Here is a 20357-nt window from a genome sequence, read left to right as displayed (position 1 = left end):
CCCTCCCCCTTGCGGGGAGGGTGGGGGTGGGGGTGGAGGCACCGCTCTGCTCAATCCTAGACCCCCCCCCCCACCTCCGGCTCCTCCCCGCAAGCTTGAGCGATCCCTGGCAAGCCCGGGGTCGCCAGGGGAGGAGAAGGACTGCGTCCACGCATCGACCCAACCAACAACAGCGCCGGCGCCTCACGGGCGCGACGAAAAGGTCCCCAAAAGATGACGAAAAAACTGCTGTTCCTGTTCGACACCGATGCCGTGCCGAACGTGTTCGATACCGTCGTCGGCTACGATGGCGGCGCGGACCACATCACCGGCTACGGCGGCGTGAACCCCGACAATGTCGGCGCGCTGGTGGACGGCACGATCTACACCCGCGGCGGCTCCGAGAAGAAGTCGACCGCGATCTTCGTCGGCGGCGGCAGCATGGCGGCCGGCGAGGAGCTGTTCACGGCGGTCAAGAAGCGGTTCTTCGGCCCGTTCCGGGTCTCGGTCATGCTCGATTCCAACGGCTCCAACACCACGGCTGCCGCCGGCGTCGCGCTGGTGGCCAAGGCTGCGGGCTCGCTCCAGGGCAAGAAAGCCGTCGTGCTGGCGGGCACCGGCCCGGTCGGCATGCGCTCGGCCGCTTTGCTCGCCGGCGAGGGCGCCGAGGTGACGATCGCGGGCCGCTCTCTCGAAAAGACCCAGGCTGCCGCCGATCAGATCAACACGCGCTTCAAGGTCAACGTGAAGGCCGCCGCGACCCCCGACGAGGCCTCGCGCGTTGCCCTCGTCAAGGGCACCAACCTCGTGTTCACGGCCGGCGCCATCGGTGTCGAGCTGCTGCCGGAAGCCGCCTGGGCTCAGGAATCGTCCATCCAGTTCGTCGCCGACTACAACGCCCAGCCCCCGACGGGCATCGGCGGCATCGAGGTGATGGACAAGGGCAAGGAGCGCAACGGCAAGCAGGCCTTCGGAGCCCTCGGCATCGGCGGCCTGAAGCTCAAGCTGCACCGGGCCTGCGTCGGCCAGCTCTTCGAGAGCACCGATAAGGTGCTCGACGCCGAGGAGATCTACGCCCTCGCCAAGACGATGGCCTGAGGAGGCACCGGTGACCGAGACGCATCGCCCCGAGACCGACAGCATCGAGAAGTTCCTGACGGAGCTCGCGAGCGCCGCCCCGACCCCCGGGGGCGGCGGCGCTGCAGCCATCTCCGGCGCCATGGGCGCCGCCCTGGTGTCGATGGTTTGCAACCTCACCATCGGCAAGAAGAAGTATGTCGAGGTCGAGGCCGAGCTGAAGGACGTGCTCGCCAAGTCTGAAGGCTTGCGGGTCGTGCTCACCGGCATGATCGGCGAGGACGTCCAGGCCTTCGACGCCGTGATGGGCGCCTACGGCCTGCCGAAGGGCACCGACGACGAGAAGGCGGCCCGCGCGGAAAAAATCCAGGCGGCGCTCAAGACGGCCTGCGACGTGCCGCTCGCCTGCTGCCGGGCCTGCCGCGCGGTGATCGACCTCGCGGCGATCACGGCCGACAAGGGCAATCTCAACGTGGTGTCGGATGCCGGCGTGGCGGTGCTCTCCGCCTATGCCGGCCTGCGCAGCGCGGCGCTCAACGTCTACGTCAACGCCAAGGGCCTCGAGGACCGGGAGTTCGCCGACGAGCGGCTTCAGGAATTGGAAGGCCTGCTGGCAGAGGCCGGGACGCTGACCGAGAAAATCTACGGGGTGGTGAAGACCAAGGTGAACTGACGGCGCTCGGAAGGCCTTGCCGGTCTCCCTCCCCGCAAGGGCTACGGGCTGTACGGATCTGATTGGATCCGTTCGGTCTTTGGGCCATTTCCTCGTTCGGAAGGCTTTGGCACGGACGTGTCCAGGGTCCGCGACATCCGCACTGCGGCGAGCGGGGCTTGGCTGTTCGAGCGGATCGTGACCACCGGACGTTTGGTCCTGAACGCGGCCGGGGGCAGCGAGACCGGCTCGGCCGCAGCTTGCTGCTACCTGTTCTCGCTGCATACGCGCGAGATCAACCTCGCCCCGGCGGTGGCACGGCTGGGCCAGACCTGCGAGGGCAGCACGACGTACCCGCAGAACCCGTACCCATTGGGCCTGCTGGCGTGGCTGTCTTGGATCGTCGCCCTGCTTATCCGGCTTCCGCGATGCCCGTGTGCGATTCGAGGGCGACGAGGATCCGCCTGTCGCCGGCCCGCCGGGTAAAGCCCGTGGCGTCGAGATGCTCGAGGAGCGGGATCGAGAACTTGCGGGAAATCCCCAGTGTCGCGCCCGCCTCCCGGGCGAGGAAGCCGGCCTCCGGCGTCCCGGCTTTGGGGAAGGCCTCCAAGAGGCGCGTCTTGGCATCGGCGACCGCCTCCCGGTGGAACAGGACTGCGCGGCGCTGCACGCGGTCGACAGCTCGGATTACCGTCCCGGCGCCGACCAGATAGGTCAGAGCTTCCCGACGCCGCACGTCCCGCCCCACGGCCTCGCTCTCGTCGGGCGGGTTCAGACCGGCACGCCGGAACATCTGTTCCAGCCGGCGGGCGGCCTCGCTCTCGTTGCGCGCGGGGTCGAAATCGGTGCGCCGCCACAGGGTGCCGGCCTGACTTACACCCCCCGCCGCCACGAGGCCACGCAGGGCCGAGCCGACAAGGAGGTCGGGAAGCACGAGCGACCGCGACAGACGTTCCAGGGCGATCCCGTGTTCCATCGGGAAGTCGCGGTGATGCTGCGAGAGCGTCGCGAGGATCCCGGTCTGCAAAGCCTCGAAGGCCGGCGCGCCGATGAAGCGGTCGCCGATCTCGCGCGCGCCGGACCCGATCAGGAACTCCCGGGCGCGGTCCGGGGCCGTGCCGGCGAGCCTGGCCAGTTCCGCGAGGGGTGCACCGGCCGCGCCGACCTGCCCGAGACGGACGGAGATCGCCTTTGCCGGCTCTCCCGATGCCAGCGCGGCCAGATTACCCATGGTGCGCGGATCGTTGCGGCGACGGCGACGGCTCGCCGGATCGAGGATGTGGCCGCCCGCGATGGTCGCCGCAGGCGAATCGAGCCGCAGGACGTAGGGTTCTCGCGCCGGGACGGCGACCGGCTGAGCGAGGTGCAGCTGCGCCTGCGTGCTGGCTCCGGGCTCCAAGACGTCACGATCGAGCAGGCGCAGCCGGGCTTCGACCTCGGTGGTCCCGAACAGCAGGCGACAGGTCGTGCCGCTCGCCAAGGCGGCGTCCGCGCTGGCGGCGGCCGTGATTGCCACGTCGAGCCACGCGCTCGGCTCGAGCAGGCCCGCCGGCGCCAGCGCCTGTCCCCGGGCGATCTCGTCGAGGCCGACCCCGCGCAGGGCGACCGCCGTGCGTCGCCCCGGCTCGGCCCGCTCGACCGGACGCCCGTGGATCTGGAGACCACGCACCACCGCGCTGCGGCCGCCCGGTACGATCTCGACCATGTCGCCGACCGAGAGCGCGCCCCGCCGCAGGGTTCCGGTCACCACCGTCCCGAAGCCCGCCCGGGAGAAGACCCGGTCCACCGGAAGGTACGGGAAACCATCGTCGCGACCGGCCTCGGCATCGGTCAGCAGCCCGGCGAGGGCCGCCCCGAGCTCGGATAGGCCCGTGCCCGTGACCGTGGAGGTCGGAATGACCGGTCCTGCCTCAAGTCCGGCCCGGGCCGCGGCGGCCGTGATCTCGGCCGAACGTGTCGCGACCACCTCGGGGCTGACGAGATCGGATTTGGTGAGCGCCAGGACGCCGCGGCGCACGCCGATCAGCCGCGCGATCTCGAGGTGCTCGACCGTCTGCGGCTTGATGCCCTCATGCGCATCCACCGCCAGCAGGACGGCCCGCATGCCGGTCGCCCCCGACACCATGGCGCGCACGAAGCGCTCGTGGCCGGGCAGATCCACGAGGTCGATCTCACCCGCGTCGGTGGTTAGGAGCGCGAAGCCCGGCACGATCGAGACGCCACGGGCGCGTTCTTCCTTGAGCCTGTCCGTCTCGACCCCGGTGAGCGCCCGGACGAGCGCCGTCTTGCCGTGATCCACGTGTCCGACCACGCCCACGAGAAGTGTCTTCAACGCAGTCACCGACCTGACCATCTCCGCGACGCTGCCGTCCATGCAGCGCACACCACTCGAATCGTCGGGAATCCCGCTGTGCCGGCTCATCGTCGAACCAGGGGCCGCCGGGCGGTCGGGGCCGGGGCATGCACGGCAGATGGATTGTGGACAATTTGTTTTGCCATGCGATTTCGATTTGGGGAAGAGCGATTTTTACGCAGTGCAACATGCCCGGCGCGCAATGCCGATGGGCGATTGCGGCGCGGCTCCGCGCACCGCCCGATTTTGCTAGACTGGCGTCGAAGGCGATCGCGGCTGTTCGGTCCTGGCGCGACGGGTCGCGGCAGCCCGACGCATGCCTTAGACGGTTGGGCACGCATGGTTACGACGAGGAGAGCATGAGCGAGAGCAGACGCAACGCCGGGGAGCCGCGCGAAGTCGAGTTGAAGCTCGCCTGCGCGGGGCCGGATCTGACGGTGCTCGCCGCCCATCCACGGCTTCCGGGCGCGGCGGATGTCGAGCCCGAACAGCTGATCAGCGCCTATTACGACACAGCCAACCGCGACCTGCAGGCCGCCGGCCTGACGCTGCGGGTGCGTGCCAAGGGTGGTCGCCATATCCAGACCGTGAAGGCGGGTGCGGGCAATATCGGGCTGTTCGACCGCGCCGAGTGGGAGACGGAGATCGCCAGCGAGGATCCCGATCCCGCCGCCTGGGCCGGAACGGCTGCCGAGGCGGTGCTGCGCGAGGCTGATGCGCCGGTGGAGCGGCTCTTCTCGACTGTCGTGATGCGCCGGGAAATCCCGATCATACAGGGCGAGTCGTGGATCCTCGTGACCCTCGACGAAGGCCGGGTCGAAAGCCCGTCGGGCGCGGCGCCGCTCTGCGAGATCGAGCTGGAGCTCCAGGAGGGTGATCCGGCCGACCTGTTCCAGCTGGCGCAGGCCCTGGCCGAGACGGTGCCGCTGCACCTGAGCGTCTACAGCAAGAGCGCGATCGGTTTCGCACTGATCGACGGCGGCGGACGCTCCATCGTCAAGTCCGAGGCGATCGATCTGCCCGACGATGCGAGCGCCGGCACGGTGTTTCGCGCGGTGGCGCGGGCCTGCCTGCGCCACATGCGGCTCAACGAGACGGTGTTCCTGGAAGACGGGCAGCCGCCCGAGGCTCTCCATCAGATCCGCGTTGCCCTGCGTCGTCTGCGTTCGGCTTTGTCGCTGTTCGCCCCGATGCTCGCTGGGGATCCCCGGGCGGTGAGCTTCGCCGACGAGATCAAGCGTGTCACCGAACCCTTCGGTGAGGGGCGCAACCTCGACGTGTTCCTCGGACACACCCTGCCGGACCTGATGAAGGAGCGCCCGGACGAGGCCGGGCTTGACGGGCTTCGCGAGCGGGCCGAGGCGGAACGGGAGCGTGCCTACGCGGTGGTTCTGTCGACGCTGCAGAGCCCCCAATGGCGCAGCCTGATCATCGATTTCGCCGGTTGGGTCGAGACCGGCGCCTGGACCACGCAGGCGGCCGCCGCCGAGGACGGGCGCGACTTTGCCGTCCGCGTACTCGACACGGCGCGCGAGCGGTTGAGGAAGCGCGGCCGTGGCCTGAAGCATCTCGATCCGCATACGCGGCACAGGGCCCGGATCGCGGCCAAGAAGCTGCGCTACGGCGCGGAGTTCTTCGCAGGGCTCTACCACAAGAAGAAAGCACGCCGCCGGCAGGAAAAGTTCGGCGACGCCCTGTCGGATCTGCAGGATCATCTCGGGGCGCTCAACGACCTTGAGACCGCCCGTGCGATGACGGAGAGCCTCTCGGGGCCGCCGATGCCCGGTTCGGACGATCCGAGCGCGCAGGAGCTCCTGAAGGCTGCCGCCGATGCCCGATCGGATCTCCTTGACCTGAAGCCGTTCTGGCGCTGAGGCGACCGCTGCCGCTTGCGGTTCTCGCGCGCTCTGCGGAGGGCGCGAGTTCCGATTCCGGCATGGCATACCGGGTTCACGCGTCTCCGCCCGAAGCCGCGTGCTTAAGAAACAAGCGCGTTTCCCCTTTCCGCACGGAGAGGAGACCGCGTCGGGCTGCTATTGGCGAACATCGTAGCCGCTTATGGCCGCACGGGCCGACGGGGCGTTCGGATCAGGTCAGGGGCACAGGCGCCGCGGAAACGAAGATCGCCCGTAGGTAGAAACCGCCGCCGGCGCGAAGGTCGGGCCTGGGGGGCACCCGAACCTCGTTCCGGCGGCGTGACGACGGTGGCGGAACTTGCTGGGGGGACTTGGCCCGCCACCCGTCGACCGCGCTCGACGCGGCTGGACCGACTCGTCGCATGACGATGTTGCCCAAGCGTGTCTGCCGAGCCAGGAAACCGCAGAAGTTGCAAATCCCGGTTGCGCCGGAGATCGGTGCGTCGAGCCGATGTGCGACCTCGGCTTCCTTCCGCGCCAGCCTCTGCTATCCCTCCCGTATTCAGCACGCGCCCAGCCCCCGGCACAGCCTTCATGAGCTTACTCCGCGACCTCCTCGGCCAAGTGGGCCGCACCGTCACGGCCTATGTCGGCGACAAGGCGCTGATGCTCGCTGCGGTCTCGGCCGCGGCCAACGTCATCGTGGCCGACGGTGAGGTGGCCGGGCAGGAATTCGACGCTGCCCTCCACGGCCTGAGCGCCGATCCTGTGCTGATGAAGGGCTACGATGCCCTGATGCTCGAGACCGAACTCTACGAGGGGATCGCCCGGGCGCGGACCCGCCTCGGCCGCGCGGAGAACCTGCGCAATGTCACGGCAATCGCGGAGCGGCCCGACAGTCAGCGCGAGAACGTCTTCCTGATCGCTGCCGATGTCGCCGATCAGGACGGGATCAGCAATATCGAGGCGAGTGCCCTCGGGGCGATCGCCGCTGCCCTGCAGGTCGACGGCGTCGGGCTTCTACGCGCCAACCCGGTGCGGCGGCGGCCGGCCTGACTGGCATCGGCGTTGCTGTGACGCTGCGCCCGGCGCAGAACGGCGGGCGGATCGACGACCCAGGCGTGACACGGTGCTGCGCCGTGAGAGGAACCGGCATGGCCGAGACGAATCTGAGCAAGACCCACAACCTGCGCGCCGATGGCACACGGCTCTGGTCCACCATCCTGGAGACGGCCGCGTTCGGCGGCACGCCGGCCGGCGGCATCAACCGTCTGACACTCTCGGCCGAGGATGGCCGCGTGCGCGACTGGTTCCGCGAGGCCTGCCTTGCGGCCGGGCTGGAGGTCTCGGTGGACGCGCTCGGGACGCAGTATGCCCTCCGCCCCGGCCGGGACATGGGCCGGAAGCCGATCGCCTTCGGTTCGCATCTCGACACGCAGCCCACTGGGGGCAAGTTCGACGGCGTGCTCGGGGTCCTGGCCGGTCTCGAAGTGATGCGAAGTCTCAACGATGCCGGCCTCGAGACCGAAGCGCCGCTCCTCGTGGTGAACTGGACCAACGAGGAAGGCTCCCGCTTCGCGCCCGCCATGATGGCCTCGGCAGCCTATGCCGGCGATTTCACCACCGACGAGATCCTGGCCAAGCGCGACGCCGCCGGGACCACGGTTGCTGAGGCGCTCGACGCCATCGGCTATCGTGGGGTCGAGGCCGTCGGGACACGCGAGATCGGCGCCTTCGTCGAGCTGCACATCGAGCAGGGGCCGATCCTGGAGGCTGAGGGCAAGACCATCGGGGTGGTCGAGGGCGGCCAGGGCATCATGTGGTTCGACGGGGTAATCACCGGTTTCGAGAGCCATGCCGGCACCACGCCGATGCCCCGCCGCCGGGATGCGCTGCTCGCGCTCTCCGAATTCGCGCTAGCCGCGGAGCGCATCGCCCTGGCGCACGCCCCCTCGGCGGTGGCCACGATCGGCGAGGCTGTGATCCTGGCGCCGTCCCGCAACGTCGTGCCCGGACGGGTCGCCTTCACGGTGGACGTGCGTGACCCGCGCTCGCCCACCCTCGACGCCATGGAGGCCGCCCTGCAGGAGGCGGCTGCCGAGATCGCAGAGCGCCGCCGCCTGGAGATCCAGCTCAACCGGATCTGGCGCAAGGAGCCGGTGCCGTTCGACCCCGCCATCGTGGCGGCGATCGACTCGGCGGCCGAAGGCCTCGGTCATCCCCGGCGCCGGATCATCTCGGGAGCCGGGCACGATGCCTGCAACCTCGCCGCCCGGGTGCCCGCCGCGATGATCTTCGTGCCGTGCAAGGACGGGATCAGCCACAACGAGTCGGAATCCGCCACCCAGGCCGACTGCGCGGCCGGCACCGACGTGCTGCTCCAGACCGTGCTGCGCCTCGCCAACGCCCCCCGCGAGACCGGACCTGGCGCGTCCGCCGCGGAATGACGGGGCGGCCCTCGGATGTCCGGTGGTGTAAGGCGGCGGAAAATCCGCTAAGGGCCGCCGCATGAGCGCGCAAACCTACCGCGACGCCAGGGGCCGACCGCTCGTCGCGGTCACCGGTCTCGGCGTCGTCTCTTCCCTCGGCCAGGGCCAGGCCGAGACCTGGGCTGCTATGACCCAGGGTCGGTCCGGCATCCATGCCATCGCGCGGTTCCCCACCGAGGGCCTGCGCACCCGGATCGCCGGCACGGTGGATTTTCTCGACACCGCGCCACTGGTGGCGCCGCTCCTGTCCGAGCGGTTCGCCGCGGTGGCGGCCGAGGAGGCGATCGCCCAGGCCGGGATCGGGACGGCGGGCGATTTCCCCGGCGCCCTGTTCATCGCGGTGCCCCCGGTGGAGATGGAATGGCCGCAGCGCCAGGCCTTGGCCGAGGCCGCCGGCGGCGACGGCCCGGTCGATTACGCCGGCCTGCTCCGGGCCGCCGCGACACGCCGGTTCGATGACTGGCACGACCTGTTCATCTTCGGCACTGTGGCCGATCGCATCGCCGAGCGGTTCGGCACGAAGGGCTCGCCGATCTCGCTCTCGACCGCCTGTTCCTCCGGCGCCACCGCGATCCAGCTCGGCGTCGAGGCGATCCGACGCGGCGAGGCCACAGCGGCTTTGTGCATCGGCACGGATGGCTCGGTGAACCCGGAATCGCTGATCCGCTTCTCGCTGCTCTCGGCCCTGTCCACCCGCAACGAGGATCCGGAGGCGGCCTCGAAGCCGTTCTCCAAGGACCGGGACGGCTTCGTGATGGGCGAGGGTGCCGCCGCCCTCGTACTGGAAGACGCTGCGTCGGCACGGGCGCGGGGCGCTAAAATTCTCGGCTACGTCCTCGGCTGCGGCGAGAAGGGCGACGGCTTCCACCGCACCCGCTCCAGCCCCGATGGAGCGCCGATCATCGCGGCGATCCGGGCGAGCCTTGAGGATGCCGGGCTCGAACCCGACGGGATCGACACGGTCAACGCCCACGGCACCTCGACGCCCGAGAACGACAAGATGGAGGCGCTGGGTCTCGGTGCCGTCTTCGGCGACCGCGCGGCCGCCCTGCCGGTGACCTCCAACAAATCGATGATCGGCCACACCCTGACGGCCGCCGGCGCCATCGAGGCGGCGGTGTCGCTCATGACCATCCGCCATGGCCGCATCCCGCCGACCCTCAACCACCGCGTGCCGGATCCGACGATCGCCCTCGACATCGTCGAGACGGCCCGGGACCTGCCGGTGCGCACCGTGCTGTCGAACTCATTCGGGTTCGGCGGCCAGAATACGTGCCTCGTTTTCGGAGCGGAGCCGGCGTGAGCGCGGCGATGGCCCCCCGCCGTATCCTCGTGACCGGCGGCGCGTCGGGGATCGGCGCGGCGATCGTCCGGGCCCTGGCCGGCGCGGGCTTTGCGGTGGAATTCACTTATCGGTCCTCGGCCGACGACGCCCAGGCGCTGCTGGCCGAGCTCGGAGCGGCCCATCCGGACCGCAGCTTCGCGGCCCATGCCCTCGATCTCGCCGATCGATCGGCCCTCGACGCCTTCTGCACGGCAGCCGAGGAGGGCGACTATTACGGCCTCGTCCACAATGCCGGCCAATCCTATGACGCGCTCGCCGCCATGCTCGACCAGGAGCAGGCCGAGGCCGCCATGCAGGTCAACTTCTTCTCGCTGACTCGTCTCGCCAAGTCGCTGATCCGCCCGATGACGCGGGCGCGGTCCGGCCGCATCGTGGCGATCGGGTCGGTCGCCGCCCTGCGGGCCAATGCCGGCAACGCCGCCTACGCCGCCACCAAGGGCGCACTGATCGCCTACTGCCGCACGCTGGCGATCGAGACGGCCAAGCGCGGCGTCACCGTCAACGTGATCGCGCCCGGCTTCGTCGACACCGCCATGATGGCGCGCTACGCCGCCTATCGCGACGGGATGGAGCGCCAGATCCCGGCCGGGCGGTTCGCGCAGCCCGAAGATGTCGCAGCGCTCGCAACCTTCTTGATGGGCGCGGGCGCGTCCTACATCACCGGGGCGGTGCTGCCGGTGGACGGCGGCCTGACCGCGATGATGGGCGTCCACCGGACCTGACCGGAGCATGCCGAACCGGACGATACCGCCGATGCGCGCCAGCTCTGCCCTTGCCGTGGTCGTCTGCCTCGCGGTGCCGCTCGCCGCCGGGCCAGCCCGGGCCGAGCCCGAAGTCTACCGGGTCACGGGCTTGGCGCCCGGCGAGGCCCTGAGCATTCGCGTGGAGCCCGATGCCGCCGCCGAGCAGATCGGCGAGATCCGCGTCCGCGCCCTGGTCTTCGGCTGCACCAACGACACGCCGAGCCGCACGACATGGTGCCGCGTCAAGGCCGGGCGAACCCTGGGCTGGGCGCGGCGGCGGTATCTGGCGCCGGGATCATGAGAGACGAGATGCGCGCCCTTCAGCTCTTCGGCGACCGCGACCTGCGCCTGACCGAGATCGAGGCCGCACCGGCCCCCGGTCCGGGCGAGGTGCGGATCCGCATCCGCGCGGTCGGGCTCAACTTCATCGACGTCTGGGGCTTTCGCGGCATGGCCTTCGTCAAGCGCAAGCTGCCCCTCGTGGTCGGGGCGGAAGCCGCGGGCGCGATCGAGTCGGTGGGGGAGGGCGTTGCGGGTCTCGCGCCCGGTGATCGGGTCGTGCCCTACGGCGCCATGACCTGTGGCCAGTGCCGGGCCTGCCGCGAGGGGCGCGACAACCTCTGCGAGGACGTCTCCGGTGTGATGGGCTTCCATCTCGACGGCTTCGCCCGGGAACTGGTGACCCTGCCGGCGCGCCTCGTCGTAAAGGTGCCGGATGGGGTGAGCGACACCGATGCCGCCTGCGCGGGCATCGCGTTCGGCACCGTCCAGCACATGCTGTTCGACAACGCCCGTCTGGAGCCCGGCGAGAGCGTGCTCGTCCATGCCGGCGGCTCGGGGATCGGCACCGCGGCGATCCGCATGGCCAAGGCGATCGGCTGCACGGTCTACACGACGGTCGGCGACGACGAGAAGGGCCGCCGGGCCGCGGATTTGGGCGCCGACCACGTCATCAACTACCGGACCGAGCGGTTCGAGGGCGAAGTCCGGCGCCTGACCAAGCGCAAGGGCGTCGATGTGGTGTTCGAGCATGTCGGCGCCGATACGTGGAACGGCTCGCTGCTCTGCCTCAAGCGCGGCGGGCGCCTGGTCACCTGCGGCTCGACCTCCGGCGTCTCGGCGACCATGAACCTGATGCAGCTGTTTCAGCAGCAATACCGCATCACCGGTTCGTTCGGCTGCTCGCTCGCCAATATCCGCCAGGCCCTCGACAAGATGGCCGCCGGCATCCGGCCCGTCGTCGACACCGTTTACCCCCTGGCCGACTTCGCGCAGGGGCTGGAACGCCTGGAATCGCGGAAGGTGTTCGGCAAGATCCTCGTCGGTCTGTAGCGGGCTTCGCGCTGCGCCGGACATGGCGTAAACGGGGCCGTAAGGGTGCGTGGGGGCGGCCCGGATCTGCCTAGGAAGTAACTGTGCTGCGTCTCGCCCTCGTTCTGAAACGGTCCTGGCCGCGCCTTGCGGGCTACGCCATGATCCCCCTGATCCGTGCTTTGGTCTTGCTGGCGCGCCTCCTGGGGCCAAAGCGCTCGACCGCCTTGGGTGCCGGCCTGCTCCGCCGGATCGGGCCGCTCCTGCCGGCCCATCGCACCGCGCTGGCGAACCTGCGGGCAGCCTTCCCGGAGATGCCGGAGGCCGAGCGGCGACGCATCGCACGCGAGGCCTGGGACAATCTCGGCCGTGTCGGAGCCGAGTACGCCCATCTCGACAGCCTGTTCGACTACGATCCGGCGGCAGCGCGCCCGTTGCGGACCGAGGTTGCCGGGATCGAGCACTTCGCCGCCCTGCGCGACGACGGCGAGCCGGGCCTGATCTTTTCCGCGCATCTCGCCAACTGGGAATTGCCGGCGATCGCCGCTGCACGGTTCGGCCTGGACGCGACGGCTGTGTTCCGGCCGCCCAACAATCCGGCGGCCGCGCGTCTCGTGCAGGAGGTCCGCCGCCGGTCCATGGGCGGGCTGGCAGCCTCGAAGCCGGGCGCCGTCTTCGCCATGCGCGATGTCGTGGAGCAGGGCGGTCATCTCGGCCAGCTGATCGATCAGCACTTCACCCGCGGCGTCGTGGTGCAGTTCCTCGGGCGGCCCTGCCTTGCCAATCCGCTGCTCGCCAAGCTCGTCCGGCACTACGAGTGCCCGGTCCACGGTGTCCGGGTCGTCCGGCTGCCGGAGGGCCGTTTCAGGCTCGAACTGACGCCACCACTCGATCTGCCGCGGGCCGCGGACGGGACCATCGACGTGCCCGGCGCCATGCAGGCAATGACTGCCGTGGTCGAATCTTGGGTGCGCGAGAATCCCGGGCAGTGGCTGTGGATGCACCGTCGATGGCGGCCGGACATGCTGCCCAAGGCGCGGGCCATGCCGCCATCGGCCGCAGTACCGGTACAACCGTCTCAAGCCAACGTGATTTCCCAGGCGGCGGACCAGACGCTCTGATAGCGCCATGACGTCTTGGCACCATGCCTGGATCCGCGACCGCAGCGCGCTCGGCGCCGCGGTCCTGCTCGCGGCCGCCGTGTCTGCCTCCGCGGCACGGGCCGAGCCGGTCCGCGCGGTGGTGGAGCTGTTCACCAGTCAGGGATGCGGTGCCTGCCGCACGGCCGAGCCGATCCTGCGCGACCTGTCACGGCAGCCTGGGGTGATCGCCCTGACCCTGCCGGTGACCTACTGGGATTATCTCGGCTGGAAGGACACATTGGCGTCGCGGCCGCTGACCGAGCGCCAGCGCGCGTATGCCCGGGGCCGCGGGGGCCGACAGGTCTTTACGCCGCAGGCGGTGGTCGATGGCGGTGGCGTGGCCGTGGGTTCGGACAGGGTCGCCCTCGACCGGCTGATGCGGGACGGGGTCCAGCATGGCGGATTGCCGATCGCTGTCCGCGGCGAGGCGCGTGGGGACCGGATTTGGGTCGAGATCGGATCCGCGCCTGACGCCAAAGCGGAGTCGCACGGCGAGGTCTGGCTGGTTCCCGTGTTGCGCCGCCGGGCGGTCGCGATCCAGTCCGGCGAGAATGGCGGACGGACCGCAACCTACGTCAACGTGGTTCGGGGCCTCCAGCACCTCGGCCATTGGGGCGGGCAGCCGCTCACCCTCGACGTGCCCGGCACGCAGGCCGAGATCGCCGATGCGGACAGCTGGGTCGTGCTGCTTCAGGGCGGCGCGGACACCAAGCCCGGCCGCATTCTGGGAGCCGCGAAGGGACCAGGGCTCTGAACCGCCGGGTTTTTCGTGCCCCGGGGCGCCCTAGTCGAGACTGATCGGATCGATCTGACGGCGCCCCTCGCGCCGGTGCCGCGTCTTCGACGCGTGCGCCAGTTCGGCGAGTTTCGCATCGCACCGGTCGGACAGGCGGCCGACCAAGTCGATCGTTCCATCGATGATACGGCTCACCAGCGCGACGGTACCGATCACGGCAGCGACGATGAGGCTCTCGATGGCGCGTACGATCCGGCGAACACGATGCATGGACGGCAGTCTCGATGTTTGCGGCGCGGGAAACGCCTTCGCCCCTGCGAAATAGCGTTGTCGAAGGCCGGCGCGATGAGACCAAAAGCGGCGCTGCTTCGACGAGGGCGTGCGGAACCAAATCGAAACGCCCCCCGACGAATTGGTCACGGCTGAGTTTGGGTGTCGCGAACCGCGGGGGCAGCAAGCCCGTTGCCTGCGATACGGCGGCGCTTTCGCGTCGTCTTCCCGATCGAGTGTCGACCATGCGGCGACGCCACCTCCTGTCCGGCTTGCTCGCGGCTCTGTCGCTCGCGGGACGCCGCGCCGAGGCGGCCGACCCGGAGGTGGATGTGCTCTTGGTGCTCGCCGTGGACGTGTCGCTCAGCATCAGCGAGGCACGCTTCGATCTCGAACGGCGCGGCTATGCCGAGGCTTTCGCCGACGCCAGGGTCCTGCGCGCCATCGGTGACGGGCCGGCCGGGCGCATCGGCGTCGCGCTGTTCGACTGGGCCGGGCCCGGCGAGCAGCGCGTCGCGGTCGACTGGATGATCATCGCGTCGGCGCAGGATGCGGCGCTGTTCGCAGCCCGGCTCGACGCGGCGATGCGCCCGTTCTACGGCCGGACCGCGATCGGCTCCGCCCTCGGCTTCGCGGCCGATCTCCTGGCGCGGGCACCGTTCCGGACCGAGCGGAAGGTGATCGACATCTCGGGCGATGGGACCGGCAATGCCGGTCGCCCGATCTCGGACGCGCGGGACGCCGCCATCTCGGCCGGCATCACGGTGAACGGCATCGTCGTCCTCACCGACCCGGACGGCATGCCGAACTTTTTGAGGGAGCACACGAACCCGCCCGGGGGCCTCGCGGCCTATTACCGGGATCACGTCATCGGCGGCGAGGGCGCGTTCGTGATGAGCGCCCAGAGCTTCGCGGCGTTCGGACGCGCCATCATCGCCAAATTGATCCGCGAGATTTCGTGACGCTGCCGGTGAAGGCGTCACCCGAACGGCTCGCACAGCACGTTCGTGGGCGCTAGCTTCATCCCGCACGTGCCCGGTGAGGCGCGGCCAGGGAGGAGCCGGAATGCGGATCTCGGCTGACGGGCTATCTGCCTATGTGCGGGACATCTTCGTGCGCGAGGGCTGTGCGGAGGCGGAGGCCGAGCGGATCGGCCGCTTCCTGGTAGCGGCCAACCTGACCGGCCACGATAGCCACGGCGTCGTTCGGGTGCCCCGCTACGTCGAGTGGTTGCGCACCGGCGAGGTCGAGGCGGGCCGGACGCCCGAGATCGTCACCGACGCGCCGAGCTTCGCCCTGGTGGACGCGCTCTACGGGTTCGGGCAGACCGCCGGACCTTTCGCGGTCGATCTCGGGATCGCCAAGGCGCGGGCGACCGGCGTCGCGATTATCGCCCTCCGGCATTCCGGGCATATCGGCCGGATCGGCGAATGGTCAGAACGCGCCGCCGCTGCCGGGCTGGTCTCGGTCCATTTCGTCAATGTGGCGGGCAGCCTGCTGGTGGCGCCGTTCGGCTCCGTCGAGCGGCGGTTCTCCACCGCGCCGTTCTCTGCCGGTTTCCCGGTGCCGGATGCCGATCCGATCATCCTCGACTTTGCCACCTCGTTGGTGGCCGAGGGCAAGGTGCTGGTCGCCTCCCGGGGCGGCAAGGCGCTGCCGGAGGGCGCGCTGATCGAGCCCGACGGTCGCCTCAGCACGGATCCGGCGACCCTGTTCGGCCCCCTCGACGATGACGAGCGCGACAACCAGCGCGGCGCCGGCGCGATCCGGGCTTTCGGCGAGCACAAGGGCTCGGGGCTGGCGCTGATGTGCGAGCTGCTGGCCGGCGCGCTTACCGGGTCCGGTACGGCCGGGCCGGGCAAGCGCCGGATCTGCAACGGCATGCTGTCGATCTACGTGACGCCGGCGGCCCTCGGGACCGAGGATGTGCTGGCCACCGAGGCGCGGACCTATCTCGATTTCTTCAAGAGCGCGCGCCCGATGCCCGGCGCCGAGGTGCTGCTGCCCGGCGAGCCGGAACGCCGGATGCGGGCCCAGCGCCTCGCGGAGGGCGTGCCGCTGCCCGAGCCGGTCTGGGAAACGCTCCTGGCCGCCGGCCGGCCGCACGGGCTCGACGGAGATGCCTACCGCGCCTGATCGGGCGACCGGCGACGTTCTCTGCGGCGACCCCCGGCCACAACGGGGGCGCCGCGCCAAACGGGGACGCCATCCCCGCGTTTCGGGAGGAACACGATGCCTCGTCTGCGCTGGCTCATGATCGGCCTCTGCATGGCCGCCAACGCGATCAACTACATCGATCGCGCCAATCTGGCGGTCGCCGCCCCCTCCATGGCGAAGGAATTGGGGCTCGACGCCACCGACATGGGCCTGATCCTGTCGGGCTTCTTCTGGACCTACGCGATCATGCAATTGCCGTTCGGCTACGTCGCCGACCGGGTCGGGGCGCGGCTCTCGCTGGTCGTGGCGGTGGTCTGGTGGTCGGCCTGTACGGCGCTGACCGCGGCGGGCCGAGGCTTCCTGTCCCTGCTCGGCCTGCGCATGCTGCTCGGCATCGGCGAGGCGGGGGCGTATCCGTCCTTCGCCAAGGTCACGGCCTCGTGGTTCCCCCGCGGCGAGCGGAGCTTTGCCAGCAGCATCTTCGACAGCGGCTCGCGGGTGGGCTCGGCGCTCGCGATCCCGCTGGTCTCCTGGGTGATCGCGACGCTCGGCTGGCGCGAATCCTTCATCGTCACCGGCGTGCTCGGCTTCGTCTGGGCGGTGTTCTGGATGTGGCTCTATCGCGAGCCCGAGAACCACCCCGCCGTGTCCCCGGAGGAACTCGCCCGCCTACGGGCCGCACAGGACCGGCCGAAATCCGTGGATGCTGCGGAGGCGCAAGAACAGGTGCCGTGGCTGTCCCTGTTCCGCTACCGCACGGTCTGGGGGATGATGGCCGGCTTCTTCTGCCTGAACTTCGTGATCTACTTTTTCATCACGTGGTTCCCGACCTACCTCGTGAAGGCTCGCGGCTTCTCGCTCGCCGAACTCGGCACGCTGGGCAGCCTGCCCGCGCTCGCCTCGATCCCGGCAGGCTGGCTCGGCGGTTTCGCCTCCGACGCGCTGTACCGCCGGGGCTGGAGCCTGACGGCCGCGCGCAAGACCTGCCTTGTCGGCGGCATGCTGATGTCCTCGGTGATCACGCTCTCGATCATCGCGCCCAACGTCTACGTGGCGTTGCTGTGCTTCGCGGTGGCCTATGGCAGCCTCGCCTTCACGGCGGCCTCGATCTGGGCGCTGCCCGGCGACGTGGCGCCGACGCCGGCGCACGTGGCCTCGATCGGCGGTATCCAGAACTTCGCCTCGAACGTCGCCGGCATCGTGACCACGACCTTCACCGGCGTGATGCTGACCGTCACGCAGGGTTCGTTCGTCATACCGTTGATCGTGGCCGGCGGGTTCTGCCTGCTCGGCGCCTTCATCTACCTGTTCGTGGTCGGCGAGATCGCACCGCTGCCGGTGCGCGAGGCCCGCGCCCCGGCTCTCCGGCCGGAGGCGGCCCGATGAGCGACGCGACGCATCGTCAGGAGACAGCCATGCCTGCCTATCCCGTCATCACCCTGCGCCCGGACGACGGCGTCGTCGTGGCCCGCGGCGCCATCGAACCCGGCACGCCGGTCACCGAGGGTGTCACCGCCGCCGAGCGGATCCCGGCCGGCCACAAGGTCGCGGTGCGCCCGCACCGGAGCGGCGAGGCGGTGACGAAGTACGGCCAGATCATCGGCTTCGCCAAGGAGGAGATCGCGGCCGGGCGGCACGTCCACGTCCACAATCTCGGGATGGGCGCGTTCGCCCGCGACTATGCGTTCGGGGTCGATACGAAGCCGACCTGGCTCGTCGCGCCGCCCGCAACCTTCCAGGGCATCCGCCGTCCGGACGGGCGGATCGCGACCCGCAACTACGTCGGCATCCTCACCTCGGTGAATTGCAGCGCCCACGTCGCCGATCTGATCGCCGACGCGTTCCGGCGCCACCCGATCCTTGGGCTCGACCCGCTGGCCGCCTACCCGAACGTCGACGGCGTGGTGGCGCTGACCCACAAGACCGGCTGCGGCATGGCGATGGGCGAGCCGCTGCGGCTCCTGCGCCGGACGCTCGCGGGCTACGCCCGGCACGTCAATTTCTCGCACATCGTGATGATCGGGCTCGGCTGCGAGGTGAACCAGATCGGTGCCTTCCTGGAGGAGCAGGGGCTGGGCGACCGGATCCGCAGCATGAACATCCAGAGCCTCGGCGGCACCCGCAAGACCGTTGAGGCCGGCATCGACTTCGTGAAGGGGATTCTCGACGAGGCCAACGTCGTCCACCGCGAGTCGGTGCCGGCAGGCGAACTGATCGTCGCCCTGCAATGCGGCGGGTCGGACGGCTATTCCGGCGTCTCGGCCAATCCGGCGCTCGGGATCGCCAGCGACCTCGTGGTGCAGAACGGCGGCACGGTGATCCTGTCGGAGACGACCGAGACCTACGGGGCCGAGCACCTGTTCACCCGCCGCGCCGTCAGCCCGGAGGTTGGCCAGAAGCTGGTGGACCTGATGCGCTGGTGGGAGGAATACACCCGCAAGGAGGGCTCGGAGATCGACGCCAACCCGTCGCCCGGCAACAAGGCCGGCGGACTGACTACGATCCTTGAGAAGTCCCTCGGCGCCATGGCCAAGGCCGGGAGCACCAACCTCGTGGACGTGCTGCGCTACGCCGATCCGGTCACCGCCAAGGGGTTCGTGTTCATGGACACGCCGGGCTACGACCCGGTCTCGGCGACCGGGCAGGTGGCGGGCGGGGCGAATCTCGTGTGCTTCACCACGGGCCGGGGCAGCGTGTTCGGCTGCAAGCCGGCCCCGTCGATCAAGATCGCCACCAACTCGGCCATGTACCGGCGGCTCGAGGAGGACATGGACGTCAATTGCGGCACGATCCTCGACGGGGAGGAGAGTGTCGAACAGGCCGGACGGCGGATTTTTGAGCTGATCCTCAAGGTCGCGGGCGGCGAGCGGACGAAGAGTGAGCAGTTCGATTTCGGAGCGTCGGAATTCGCGCCCTGGCAGATCGGCGCCACGGTGTGAGGAGTAGCACGGTCAACGACAGCGCCAAGCCGGGTCGATCCCACCCAATCACCTGATCCTGAGGTGCCAGCGTCAGCGGGCCTCGAAGGAGGGTTCCACAACACGCGCGATCTCTGGAGGCCTCCTTCGAGGCCTCCGCTGCGCTCCGGCACCTCACGATGAGGGGGTGGATTCGACAACCCATCCCAGGGTTTCCCGGTCTTGTGTCGTGTTCCTTGGAGGATCAGAGGTCCGTCCGCACCACGTCCAGGAAATTGAGGATGAAATCCGGTCCGAAGGCCGTCACCGGTGTATGGAAGCCAGCCGGCACCGCGCCCGAGGCGAGGCGGCGGGCCACCTCCAGGGCCGTCGCGGCCGTCAGCGTGTAGCCCTCCGGCGTCTCCATCCGGCTCGCTACCCTTCGCCCGGCGCCGTCCCACGCCTCCGCCAGGAAGGTGCTGCGCGCCGCCTTCCGCGCGGTCTCGGAGGGCCCGGCGGGCAGCCGGTCGATGCCGCGGTTGATCAGCCGCTGCACTGTCTCTCCGGCAATGATCCGCCGGATACCGGCCGGCAGGCCGGCGGCGGCCGCCATGGCGGGGAAGGCCTCGAAATACACGTCGATATTGGGGACGCGTGTCGAGTACCACGCACTCGACACGTCGCCCCAGCCGAGCCCCACGGTCCGACGCGGGCCGCGGCCGAAATCGGCGCTGCTTCGGGGCGGGCTCGGCAACTCGACGATGCGGCCGTCCCGGCGCACCCGCGTACCCCAGGCGATACCCTCGACCATGGTCCGGGCGGTGCCCTGGCTGAACCCGCCGAAGCCGCCGATCGAGATCCGCAGGTGCGTCGCACCGGGAAGACGCCGTGCCACGTGGGCCGCCAAGCAGTCGCTCGGCACGACATCGAACCCCGCGGCCGGCAACAGCACGATGCCGGCTGCCTTCGCCTCCGCGTCCCGCGCCGCGAGCGCCTCCAGCACCGAGATTTCGCCGGTGATGTCGACATAGTGCACGCCCGCGGCGAGGCAGGCCTCGGCCATCGGCCGCGCCGTCTTCGAGAAGGGGCCGGCAGCGTGGATCGCCGCCGCGACTCCGTTGAGCGCCGCCCGAAGGCGCTCCGGCTCGTCGAGGCGCGCGGCGCGCGATTCGAGGGCGAGCCGCCGGGCGAGCGGACGCAGCTTGTCTGGATCGCGCCCCGCCAGGATCGGCCGCAGGCCCCGCGCGAGCGCGTGTTCGGCGAGCAGCGTGCCGGTGTAGCCGGTGGCGCCGTAGATGAGGATCGTGCCCATGGTCTGGCTTCTGCCACCGTGCCCGCGCGTGTGAAAGC

At 70.0% G+C, this 20357-nt stretch carries 18 protein-coding genes; 15 read left to right on the top strand and 3 right to left on the bottom strand.

Features of this window, described 5'->3' with window-relative positions:
• The first annotated feature begins 213 nt into the window (after positions 1 to 213).
• Both MKK84_RS26885 and fchA read left to right on the top strand, forming a co-directional pair.
• Positions 214 to 1077, top strand: a complete 864-nt coding sequence (locus MKK84_RS26885) for an NADP-dependent methylenetetrahydromethanopterin/methylenetetrahydrofolate dehydrogenase (protein WP_243925002.1) — start codon at positions 214 to 216, stop codon at positions 1075 to 1077.
• Positions 1078 to 1087: 10 nt separating this feature from the next.
• A complete protein-coding gene (fchA, locus tag MKK84_RS26880; protein WP_243925001.1) occupies positions 1088 to 1729 on the top strand; it encodes a methenyltetrahydrofolate cyclohydrolase in 642 nt (213 codons plus the stop codon).
• Positions 1730 to 2120: 391 nt separating this feature from the next.
• On the opposite strand, the gene selB is transcribed toward fchA, so the two are convergent.
• Positions 2121 to 4082, bottom strand: coding sequence for a selenocysteine-specific translation elongation factor (gene selB / locus MKK84_RS26875; RefSeq protein WP_243925040.1), 1962 nt, complete (start codon positions 4080 to 4082; stop codon positions 2121 to 2123).
• Between the two features lie 338 nt (positions 4083 to 4420).
• On the opposite strand from selB, the gene MKK84_RS26870 reads away from it, so the two are divergent.
• The 9 genes from MKK84_RS26870 (at position 4421) to MKK84_RS26830 (ending at position 13701) form a co-directional block, all read left to right on the top strand.
• Positions 4421 to 5935, top strand: coding sequence for a CYTH and CHAD domain-containing protein (locus MKK84_RS26870; protein ID WP_243925000.1), 1515 nt, complete (start codon positions 4421 to 4423; stop codon positions 5933 to 5935).
• Positions 5936 to 6511: 576 nt separating this feature from the next.
• Positions 6512 to 6973, top strand: a complete 462-nt coding sequence (locus MKK84_RS26865) for a tellurite resistance TerB family protein (protein WP_243924999.1) — start codon at positions 6512 to 6514, stop codon at positions 6971 to 6973.
• Between the two features lie 98 nt (positions 6974 to 7071).
• The gene (locus MKK84_RS26860) at positions 7072 to 8364 is read left to right on the top strand and encodes a Zn-dependent hydrolase (RefSeq protein ID WP_409566548.1); all 1293 of its coding nucleotides are present in this window, start codon (positions 7072 to 7074) and stop codon (positions 8362 to 8364) included.
• A 61-nt stretch (positions 8365 to 8425) separates the two neighbouring features.
• Entirely contained in the window at positions 8426 to 9709 is a 1284-nt protein-coding gene (locus MKK84_RS26855; protein WP_243924998.1) for a beta-ketoacyl-ACP synthase, read from the top strand.
• Positions 9706 to 10473, top strand: coding sequence for an SDR family NAD(P)-dependent oxidoreductase (locus tag MKK84_RS26850; RefSeq protein WP_243924997.1), 768 nt, complete (start codon positions 9706 to 9708; stop codon positions 10471 to 10473). Before MKK84_RS26855 ends, MKK84_RS26850 begins: the two co-directional genes overlap by 4 nt.
• 31 nt (positions 10474 to 10504) lie before the next feature.
• A complete protein-coding gene (locus MKK84_RS26845; RefSeq protein WP_243924996.1) occupies positions 10505 to 10795 on the top strand; it encodes an SH3 domain-containing protein in 291 nt (96 codons plus the stop codon).
• Between the two features lie 8 nt (positions 10796 to 10803).
• Positions 10804 to 11826 (top strand): zinc-binding dehydrogenase, encoded by a 1023-nt coding sequence (locus tag MKK84_RS26840; RefSeq protein WP_243924995.1) that lies wholly within the window; start codon positions 10804 to 10806, stop codon positions 11824 to 11826.
• A gap of 83 nt (positions 11827 to 11909) precedes the next feature.
• On the top strand, positions 11910 to 12926 hold the full coding sequence (locus tag MKK84_RS26835; RefSeq protein ID WP_243924994.1) for a lipid A biosynthesis lauroyl acyltransferase: 1017 nt from the start codon (positions 11910 to 11912) through the stop codon (positions 12924 to 12926).
• A gap of 7 nt (positions 12927 to 12933) precedes the next feature.
• Positions 12934 to 13701, top strand: a complete 768-nt coding sequence (locus MKK84_RS26830; RefSeq protein WP_243924993.1) for a DUF1223 domain-containing protein — start codon at positions 12934 to 12936, stop codon at positions 13699 to 13701.
• A gap of 30 nt (positions 13702 to 13731) precedes the next feature.
• On the opposite strand, the gene MKK84_RS26825 is transcribed toward MKK84_RS26830, so the two are convergent.
• Positions 13732 to 14103: an MFS transporter gene (locus MKK84_RS26825; RefSeq protein ID WP_243924992.1), complete on the bottom strand. Its 372-nt coding sequence runs from the start codon at positions 14101 to 14103 to the stop codon at positions 13732 to 13734.
• Positions 14104 to 14198: 95 nt separating this feature from the next.
• On the opposite strand from MKK84_RS26825, the gene MKK84_RS26820 reads away from it, so the two are divergent.
• From MKK84_RS26820 to MKK84_RS26805, 4 genes are all read left to right on the top strand, one after another.
• Positions 14199 to 14915: a DUF1194 domain-containing protein gene (locus MKK84_RS26820; RefSeq protein ID WP_243924991.1), complete on the top strand. Its 717-nt coding sequence runs from the start codon at positions 14199 to 14201 to the stop codon at positions 14913 to 14915.
• A gap of 103 nt (positions 14916 to 15018) precedes the next feature.
• Positions 15019 to 16089, top strand: coding sequence for a malate/lactate/ureidoglycolate dehydrogenase (locus MKK84_RS26815; RefSeq protein ID WP_243924990.1), 1071 nt, complete (start codon positions 15019 to 15021; stop codon positions 16087 to 16089).
• Positions 16090 to 16185: 96 nt separating this feature from the next.
• Positions 16186 to 17496, top strand: coding sequence for an MFS transporter (locus tag MKK84_RS26810; RefSeq protein ID WP_243924989.1), 1311 nt, complete (start codon positions 16186 to 16188; stop codon positions 17494 to 17496).
• A 29-nt stretch (positions 17497 to 17525) separates the two neighbouring features.
• Positions 17526 to 19049, top strand: coding sequence for a UxaA family hydrolase (locus tag MKK84_RS26805; RefSeq protein WP_243924988.1), 1524 nt, complete (start codon positions 17526 to 17528; stop codon positions 19047 to 19049).
• Between the two features lie 223 nt (positions 19050 to 19272).
• Here the strand turns inward: MKK84_RS26805 and MKK84_RS26800 are convergent, their stop codons facing one another.
• Positions 19273 to 20319: a saccharopine dehydrogenase family protein gene (locus tag MKK84_RS26800; protein WP_243924987.1), complete on the bottom strand. Its 1047-nt coding sequence runs from the start codon at positions 20317 to 20319 to the stop codon at positions 19273 to 19275.
• Positions 20320 to 20357 lie beyond the last annotated feature (38 nt).

The organism is Methylobacterium sp. E-065, from assembly GCF_022829605.1.
Lineage (GTDB): Bacteria > Pseudomonadota > Alphaproteobacteria > Rhizobiales > Beijerinckiaceae > Methylobacterium.
This window is presented reverse-complemented; position numbering and strand designations above follow the sequence as displayed.

What these genes read in the sequence shown, in the direction of transcription:
- MKK84_RS26815 (WP_243924990.1), top strand. Translation starts at nt 15,019, where the DNA reads ATGCGGATCTCGGCTGACGGGCTATCTGCCTATGTGCGGGACATCTTC.
- MKK84_RS26865 (WP_243924999.1), top strand. Translation starts at nt 6,512, where the DNA reads ATGAGCTTACTCCGCGACCTCCTCGGCCAAGTGGGCCGCACCGTCACG.
- selB (WP_243925040.1), bottom strand. Translation starts at nt 4,082, where the DNA reads ATGGACGGCAGCGTCGCGGAGATGGTCAGGTCGGTGACTGCGTTGAAG.
- MKK84_RS26810 (WP_243924989.1), top strand. Translation starts at nt 16,186, where the DNA reads ATGCCTCGTCTGCGCTGGCTCATGATCGGCCTCTGCATGGCCGCCAAC.
- MKK84_RS26800 (WP_243924987.1), bottom strand. Translation starts at nt 20,319, where the DNA reads ATGGGCACGATCCTCATCTACGGCGCCACCGGCTACACCGGCACGCTG.
- MKK84_RS26830 (WP_243924993.1), top strand. Translation starts at nt 12,934, where the DNA reads ATGACGTCTTGGCACCATGCCTGGATCCGCGACCGCAGCGCGCTCGGC.
- MKK84_RS26820 (WP_243924991.1), top strand. Translation starts at nt 14,199, where the DNA reads ATGCGGCGACGCCACCTCCTGTCCGGCTTGCTCGCGGCTCTGTCGCTC.
- MKK84_RS26855 (WP_243924998.1), top strand. Translation starts at nt 8,426, where the DNA reads ATGAGCGCGCAAACCTACCGCGACGCCAGGGGCCGACCGCTCGTCGCG.
- MKK84_RS26860 (WP_409566548.1), top strand. Translation starts at nt 7,072, where the DNA reads ATGGCCGAGACGAATCTGAGCAAGACCCACAACCTGCGCGCCGATGGC.
- MKK84_RS26840 (WP_243924995.1), top strand. Translation starts at nt 10,804, where the DNA reads ATGCGCGCCCTTCAGCTCTTCGGCGACCGCGACCTGCGCCTGACCGAG.
- MKK84_RS26805 (WP_243924988.1), top strand. Translation starts at nt 17,526, where the DNA reads ATGCCTGCCTATCCCGTCATCACCCTGCGCCCGGACGACGGCGTCGTC.
- MKK84_RS26845 (WP_243924996.1), top strand. Translation starts at nt 10,505, where the DNA reads ATGCGCGCCAGCTCTGCCCTTGCCGTGGTCGTCTGCCTCGCGGTGCCG.
- MKK84_RS26885 (WP_243925002.1), top strand. Translation starts at nt 214, where the DNA reads ATGACGAAAAAACTGCTGTTCCTGTTCGACACCGATGCCGTGCCGAAC.
- MKK84_RS26870 (WP_243925000.1), top strand. Translation starts at nt 4,421, where the DNA reads ATGAGCGAGAGCAGACGCAACGCCGGGGAGCCGCGCGAAGTCGAGTTG.